At 68.6% G+C, this 6,400-nt stretch carries 9 protein-coding genes; 4 read left to right on the forward strand and 5 right to left on the reverse strand.

Annotated elements, in window-relative coordinates:
• Positions 1 to 7: 7 nt before the first annotated feature.
• Both ACHAA3_RS15425 and ACHAA3_RS15430 read left to right on the forward strand, forming a co-directional pair.
• Positions 8 to 580 (forward strand): DUF1992 domain-containing protein, encoded by a 573-nt coding sequence (locus ACHAA3_RS15425; protein ID WP_435709943.1) that lies wholly within the window; start codon positions 8 to 10, stop codon positions 578 to 580.
• The gene (locus tag ACHAA3_RS15430; protein ID WP_435709945.1) at positions 570 to 1,484 is read left to right on the forward strand and encodes a DNA-3-methyladenine glycosylase family protein; all 915 of its coding nucleotides are present in this window, start codon (positions 570 to 572) and stop codon (positions 1,482 to 1,484) included. Before ACHAA3_RS15425 ends, ACHAA3_RS15430 begins: the two co-directional genes overlap by 11 nt.
• Positions 1,485 to 1,505: 21 nt before the next feature.
• On the opposite strand, the gene ACHAA3_RS15435 is transcribed toward ACHAA3_RS15430, so the two are convergent.
• Genes ACHAA3_RS15435 through ACHAA3_RS15455 form a run of 5 tightly spaced genes read right to left on the reverse strand, consistent with a single transcriptional unit; the run spans position 1,506 to position 4,767 of the window.
• The gene (locus tag ACHAA3_RS15435; protein ID WP_435709946.1) at positions 1,506 to 2,144 is read right to left on the reverse strand and encodes an L-threonylcarbamoyladenylate synthase; all 639 of its coding nucleotides are present in this window, start codon (positions 2,142 to 2,144) and stop codon (positions 1,506 to 1,508) included.
• 9 nt (positions 2,145 to 2,153) lie between these two features.
• Positions 2,154 to 2,558 (reverse strand): hypothetical protein, encoded by a 405-nt coding sequence (locus ACHAA3_RS15440; RefSeq protein ID WP_435709947.1) that lies wholly within the window; start codon positions 2,556 to 2,558, stop codon positions 2,154 to 2,156.
• Entirely contained in the window at positions 2,551 to 2,916 is a 366-nt protein-coding gene (locus tag ACHAA3_RS15445; protein WP_435709948.1) for a hypothetical protein, read from the reverse strand. The genes ACHAA3_RS15440 and ACHAA3_RS15445 overlap by 8 nt, the downstream gene beginning before the upstream one ends.
• Positions 2,913 to 3,557 carry an alpha/beta hydrolase gene (locus ACHAA3_RS15450; RefSeq protein ID WP_435709949.1) on the reverse strand — a complete coding sequence of 215 codons (645 nt, stop codon included), beginning with the start codon at positions 3,555 to 3,557 and terminating at the stop codon, positions 2,913 to 2,915. Before ACHAA3_RS15450 ends, ACHAA3_RS15445 begins: the two co-directional genes overlap by 4 nt.
• Positions 3,558 to 3,573: 16 nt before the next feature.
• Entirely contained in the window at positions 3,574 to 4,767 is a 1,194-nt protein-coding gene (locus tag ACHAA3_RS15455; protein WP_435709951.1) for an acyl-CoA dehydrogenase family protein, read from the reverse strand.
• Positions 4,768 to 4,955: 188 nt separating this feature from the next.
• On the opposite strand from ACHAA3_RS15455, the gene sigK reads away from it, so the two are divergent.
• Both sigK and ACHAA3_RS15465 read left to right on the forward strand, forming a co-directional pair.
• Entirely contained in the window at positions 4,956 to 5,555 is a 600-nt protein-coding gene (gene sigK, locus ACHAA3_RS15460) for an ECF RNA polymerase sigma factor SigK (protein WP_435709952.1), read from the forward strand.
• Complete coding sequence (locus ACHAA3_RS15465) at positions 5,552 to 6,268, forward strand: anti-sigma factor (RefSeq protein ID WP_435709953.1); 717 nt, start codon at positions 5,552 to 5,554, stop codon at positions 6,266 to 6,268. The genes sigK and ACHAA3_RS15465 overlap by 4 nt, the downstream gene beginning before the upstream one ends.
• Positions 6,269 to 6,400: the final 132 nt, after the last annotated feature.

Genomic DNA, 6,400 nt, shown 5'->3' on the forward strand with positions numbered 1-6,400 from the left:
TGATGCGATGAACGCCCGCGATCGTCATGAGTTCGAGTACCAGCGCAAGCTCGAGGCCGAGGCCGCCGCCAGGGACGAGCCCGAGGCACATCCTGGCCAGAGGTTCGAGAACCAGGGTCTGTGGGTCGATCTGCAGATCCGAGCGGCCATGGAACGCGGCGAGTTCGACGACCTCCCCGGTGCCGGCAAGCCGCTACCCGGGATCGACCAGACCCACGATCCGGACTGGTGGATCAAGAACCTGATCGAGCGTGAGCAGATCACGGTGCTTCCAGCAGCTCTGGCTCTGCGCCGCGAGGACGCCGAGCTGGACGAGCAGCTCGACCGCTGGGCCCGTGCCGACGACGTGCGCACCACGCTCGACGACTTCAACCGGCGAGTCGTCGGGGCCCGGCGTCAGCTGCAGGGCGGTCCCCCGGTCATCACACCCGTGCGCGACGTCGACCTCGAGGTCGAGCGGTGGACCCAACGCCGGGAGGACCGTCTCCGCCGAACCAGGGAGCAAGCGGACCCCGCTCCCCCGAGACGCCGGCCCGGACGCCTCCGTCGCCTGTTCGGTCGCCGACGGCATGAACACTGAGCACAGCCGGCGGGTGGTTCTCGATCGACCTGTCGACCTGCGTCGCTCGCTGGCTCACCTGCGTCGTGGCCCCGGCGATCCCTCCCACCACATCACCGGTGAGTTCATCTGGCGCACCACCCTGATGCCGACCGGAGCAGCCACGATGCGGCTCCGACAGGACGACCACGCCCACGTCGACGCCCAGGCCTGGGGCCCTGGCGCCGCCGAGCTGCTCGACCAGCTCGATCGCTGGTTCGGCGACGCTCCGTTCGCCCCACCGCCCGGCTGCCACCCGAACGTGGCCGATGCGCATCGCCGGTTTCCCGGACTGCGCACTCCGGCCACCGGACGACTGATGGAAGCCCTCGTGCCGGCGATCATCGAGCAGAAGGTGCTCGGCGTCGACGCCTTCGCGGCGTGGCGACGTCTGCTGCACCGGTTCGGCTCCCCCGCCCCGGGCCCGACGCCGGTCCCGATGCGCGTGGTGCCCTCGGCCCAGCAGTGGGCCCAGATCCCCTCCTGGGACTGGCACCTCGCGGGAGTCGACCCGCAGCGCTACCGCACCCTCCAGGCCGTCGCACGTGTCGGAGATCAGTTCGACGAGCTGGTCGCCACGGCACCGACGGCCGACGTCTATCGCGCGATGCGGTCGATCTCGGGTGTGGGCGCCTGGACCGTGGCGGAGGTGGGGATCCGTGCCCTCGGAGATCCCGATGCCGCGTCGTGGGGCGACTACCACCTGGCCGACCTCGTCGGGACGGCCCTGACCGGTGCCCGCGTCGCCGACACGGACGTGCCGGCTCTCCTCGAGCCCTACCGCCCGCACCGCGGTCACGTCGTGCGGCTGCTGCAGATGAGCCCCCACGTGCGGCCCGAACGTCGCGGTCCGCGGAACTCGCGCGTCGATCACCGGCGGCGGTGAGCTCGGACGGTTCGCCCCGGCCTACTCGAACGGTGTGGTGTCCCCGGCGCCGACGCGGACGATCTCGGCCACGTTGTCGCTGAGGTCCACCACCGTCGTGGGTTCGGCCGTCACCTCGACCCCCGACTCGATCACGGCGTCGATGCGGCCGTCGAGCTCCTCGGCGATCTCCCACGCCTGGGTCATCATGCGATCGCCGGGCTCGTCGGCAGTGCCGGGCAGCAGCAACGTCGTGGACAGAATCGGCTCCCCCACCGCCTCGAGCAGGGCCTGCACGATGCGGTGATCGGGGATGCGGACTCCCACCGTCTTCTTCTTCGCCTGCAGGAGCCGGCGCGGCACCTCTCGGGTGCCGGGCAGGATGAACGTGTAGGGCCCCGGTGTCGCAGCCTTAACGGCACGGAACACCGCGTTGTCGACGTGGACGAACTGGCCCAGCTGGGAGAAGTCACGGCACACCAGGGTGAAGTGGTGCTTGTCGTCGAGCTGGCGGATGGCCCGGATCCGGTCGAGCGCATCGGAGTTGCCGATCTGCGCACCCAGGGCGTAGCCCGAATCGGTCGGGTAGGCGATCAGGCCGCCCTCGGCGAGCACCGCGACCGCCTGGTCGACCGCGCGTTGCTGAGGATTCTCGGGGTGGATGTCGATGTAGCGGACCATGCGTGGAACCTATCGCTCGCCGGGAGCGGATCTGGGTGCGGTGTGTCGAATCCACCACAGGCCGACGAAGGGCAGCACCAACGGGATGAACAGGTAGCCCGCCCCGAAGTCGGACCAGACGGTCTGGTCCGGGAACAGCGCCGCGTCGAGGACCGTCAGGAGGCCGACACCGATCACGCCGATCAGCTCGAAACCGATCGTGGCGATGGCGAGAGAGCGACGACCGGTCGCGAGCGCCCAGGTGGCGACCAGGTAGACCACGCCGGCGATGGCCGAGAGCGTGTAGGCAACTGGAGCATCAGATGCCCTGGTCAGCAGCTGGGTGATGGACCGTGCCGAGGCCGCCACGGCAAAGATCGCATAGATGGCGACCAGCACCCGGCCGAATCCTGTTCCTGTACTCGTGTCAGACAATGGTTCCCTCCCAGATTCCGTGCAACCGGCCCGCCAGCGCCGCGACCGTCACCAGGGCGACCGCCACGACGCCGGTCCCCCAGCGCGACTTCTCCGCGATGCCCCACAAGACGGCGGCCGGCGGTATGACCACCACGGTCACCAGGTAGGACACGAACAGCACACCGTCGACGTCCCGGTCGGTTCGGCCGAGCGCCACCGACGATCCGACCAGAAGGGCCAGCAGCGCCAGCTCGAGCACCGAGATCGCGTAGAACAACGGATTGGAGAACGGCCGGTCGCGCAATGTGTGCCACCCGGCGTATCCCGCCACGGCGACAGCCGACAGGCCCATCAGCCAGGCCACAGGTTCGTTCACGCGCTCTCCCCCAAGATGCGGTCGATCGAGGATTCCACGAACTCCCGCCACGCCGAGACCTGCCGGAACATGAAGTGGCCGGCACCGGGCAACGACTGCCACGACACGGATCGGGCGATCGACTCGCTGCGGTCGACGAAGTCCTTGCTGGCCCGCGCCGAGGTCCACCGATCGGCCGTGCCGTGCAGCACGTGCAAGGACGACCCCGCCAGGGCCGAGACCGGCTCGCCCTCCGGGAGCCACGGCGCCATGCCGACGACGCCCAGCACGCCGGGTGCATCGGCGACCCGGCACGCGGTCCGCCCGCCCATGGAGTGCCCGACGAGCACGATCGGCACACCCGGGTGCCGTTCGCGGATCCGGTCCAGTGCCCACCGCGCGTCGCCAACGGGCGACGGATCGGTGGGACCGTTCCAGCCGCGCAGCCGGTACTGCAGCAGGTCGAGGTCGAATCCTTCGCGGCGGGCGAAGCGTCGCAACGATCGGGCCAGCAGCGCCATGCGCCACCAGCTGGCGTGCTTGTTCTCCACGGGCTCGGTGTTGTTCTGCTGACCGCCGTGCAACAGGAGCACCGCGGCGCGCGGCTCGTCGAGACGGACGTAGGAATCCAGCCGGGGCTGACCCGGTCGAGGCCCAGCCATCTTCGGAGAGGCCACCTCAGGAGAAGGCGTTCTGACCGGTGAGGGCCTGACCGAGCACCAGCATGTGCATCTCGGACGTGCCCTCGTAGGTGAGGACCGACTCGAGGTTGTTCATGTGCCGGATGACCGGGTACTCCAGCGAGATGCCGTTGGCGCCCAGGATCGTGCGCGACGTGCGACAGATGTCCAGCGCTTCACGAATGTTGTTCAACTTGCCGAAGCTGACCTGCTCGGGCGTCAGTCCGACCGTGTCCTTGCGACGTCCCAGGTGCAGGGCCAGCAACAGCCCCTTGTGCAACTCGAGACACATGTCGGCGAGCTTGGCCTGGGTGAGCTGGAACCCACCGATCGGACGACCGAACTGCTCGCGGGTCTTGGAGTACTCGACAGCCGCCTCGAAAGAGGATCGAGCGGCACCCATCGCGCCCCACACGATGCCGTACCGGGCCTCGGACAGGCATGACAGCGGGCCCTTGAGCCCGCGCACCTCCGGGAACATGGCGCTGTCGGGCACCCGGCAGTTCTCGAGGACCAGCTCGGCCGTCGCCGATGCGCGCAAGGACATCTTGTGCTTGATGAGGTTGGCCGTGAACCCGGGGGCGTCGGTGGGGACGGCGAAACCGCGGATCCCCTCCTCGGTCTGGGCCCAGATGACGGCCACGTCCGCGAAGGTGCCGTTGCTGATCCACAGCTTGGTGCCGTCGATCACCCAGTCGCTGCCGTCGCGGCGGGCCTTGGTGCGCATGTTGGCCGGGTCGGAGCCGTGGTCGGGCTCGGTCAGACCGAAGCAGCCCACGAGGTCGCCGCTGCCCATGCCGGGCAGCCACCGCTGCTTCTCCTCCTCGGAGGCCCAGCGCCAGATGGCGAACATGGCCAGGGAGCCCTGCACCGACACCATGGAGCGGATGCCCGAGTCGCAGGCCTCCAGCTCGACACAGGCCAGCCCGTACTCCACGGACGACATCCCCGGCAGCGTGTAGCCGTCGAGGTGCATGCCGAGGAGGCCGAGACGACCGAACTCCTTCATGAGCGCCCGGGGGTCGTCGACGCCGCCGTCCTCGAACCAGCCTGCGATGTGCGGATCGACGCGCTGGGCGAGCAGCGAGCGCACCGAGCCGCGTACCGCGATCTCCTCGGGCGTCAACAGATCGTCGATAGACAGTGGATCTGCGGGGTCGAAGGTCGCCGGTGCAGCGCTGTCTGAGGCCATGAAGGAACGGTAGCCCACCCGCGGGGGGCCCGCGATCAGTGCATGATCGGCGTAGAATCAGTCAGTCCGCGGACCGATCCGCGGACGACCTCCTCTGAGAATTGTTCAGACGCGCACCCAACCCTCGAGTCCTTGGCGGCGAATAGACCATGACAGATCATGACGAGCGAACCGAAGGAGGCGAACCGGTGAACGACCCGATCCAGCTGCACGCAGCGCAGGACTCGGTCTTCGAGACTCCCGAGGTCGTCGATCTCTCCAGTCTCCTCGTACGGGTCGGCCACGGGGACGAAGCCGCTCTGGGCACCCTCTACGACCAGATGGGGTCCGCAGTCTTCGGCCTGGCCCGTCGTGTCATTCGTGATCCGTCGCGCGCCGAGGAGGTCACCCAAGAGGTGTTCGTCCAGGTGTGGCAGAACTCGTCGCGGTTCGATCCCAGCCGAGGCTCGGCCCGATCGTGGCTGCTGACTCTGGCTCACCGTCGCGCTGTGGACGCGGTGCGCCACGACCAGGCTGCGTCCGATCGTGAACGCAAGTACGACTGGACCAATGGTCCGGACTTCGACGTCGTCGAGGAATCAGTTTCCATCAGCCTTGAGCACGAACAGGTACGTCGGTGCCTGGACGGACTCACCGAGATCCAGCGAGAGGCCATCGTGCTCGCCTACTACCAGGGACACACCTACGGCGAGGTCGCCGAGCTCCTGGACGCCAACCAGGCCACCGTCAAGACGCGCATGCGCGACGGGCTCATCCGTCTGCGCGACTGCATGGGGGTGCAAGCATGACCATCGACCTTCACACATTCTCCGCTCCCTACGCGCTCGACGCCCTCGAGCCGCTCGAACGGGCCCGTTTTGAGGCCCACCTCGAGGACTGCGCCGATTGCCGCGCCGAGGTGGCCGGCTTCGCCGCCACTGCGGGACGGCTGGGCGAGTCGCTCCACCAGGCTCCCCCTCCGCTGCTGCGCGAACGACTCATGACCGAGATCGCCGACACCCGTCAGCACCGAGTGCTGCAGTCCGAGCCGGTCGGCCGATTCCGTCGCACCTTGCCGGGCGTGGCGGTCGCCGCTGCCGTGCTCGTCGGTGGTTTCGGCGTGGGTGGCTACGTCATCGAGCACCAACGCGCCGAGACCGAACAGTTGCGCGCCCAGTCGATGAGCGAGCGCAACGTGGAGATCAGCACCGTGCTCGGCGCGTCGGACGCCTACACCCAGACCAAGTCCTTCGACGGCGGCGGCACCATGCGGATGGTCTCGTCCGTGTCGAGCGACTCCGCCGTGGTCGTGACCAGCGGAATGGCCGCACCGGCCGACGGCAAGGTCTACCAGCTGTGGATGATCGACGACTCCGGACCAATATCCCAGGGCACGTTCACCACTGCCGGCACCATGATCATGAAGGGCGTCGACGCCGCCAACCGCATCGCGGTCACCGTCGAGCCCGCCGGCGGTTCGCAGCAGCCGACCTCGGCACCCATCGCCACCATCGGCGTCTAACACCGAGGATTCACTCCATTGCCGAGTTGCTCGGCTCCCATGGGCCGAGCGACAGCGAGGCAAGGCGCCCGGGCGAAGCCCGGCAGCGGTGAGGAACGAACCGCTGGAGCTGCGAGGAACGAGCAGCGCGCC

The sequence above is a fragment of the Aeromicrobium sp. CF3.5 genome (assembly GCF_051262695.1).
Classification (GTDB): Bacteria; Actinomycetota; Actinomycetes; order Propionibacteriales; family Nocardioidaceae; genus Aeromicrobium.

Excerpts from the sequence above, each read along its gene's own strand:
- ACHAA3_RS15430 (WP_435709945.1), top strand. The coding sequence starts at position 570 with ATGAACACTGAGCACAGCCGGCGGGTGGTTCTCGATCGACCTGTCGAC.
- ACHAA3_RS15425 (WP_435709943.1), top strand. The coding sequence starts at position 8 with ATGAACGCCCGCGATCGTCATGAGTTCGAGTACCAGCGCAAGCTCGAG.
- ACHAA3_RS15450 (WP_435709949.1), bottom strand. The coding sequence starts at position 3,557 with ATGGCTGGGCCTCGACCGGGTCAGCCCCGGCTGGATTCCTACGTCCGT.
- ACHAA3_RS15435 (WP_435709946.1), bottom strand. The coding sequence starts at position 2,144 with ATGGTCCGCTACATCGACATCCACCCCGAGAATCCTCAGCAACGCGCG.
- ACHAA3_RS15455 (WP_435709951.1), bottom strand. The coding sequence starts at position 4,767 with ATGGCCTCAGACAGCGCTGCACCGGCGACCTTCGACCCCGCAGATCCA.
- ACHAA3_RS15465 (WP_435709953.1), top strand. The coding sequence starts at position 5,552 with ATGACCATCGACCTTCACACATTCTCCGCTCCCTACGCGCTCGACGCC.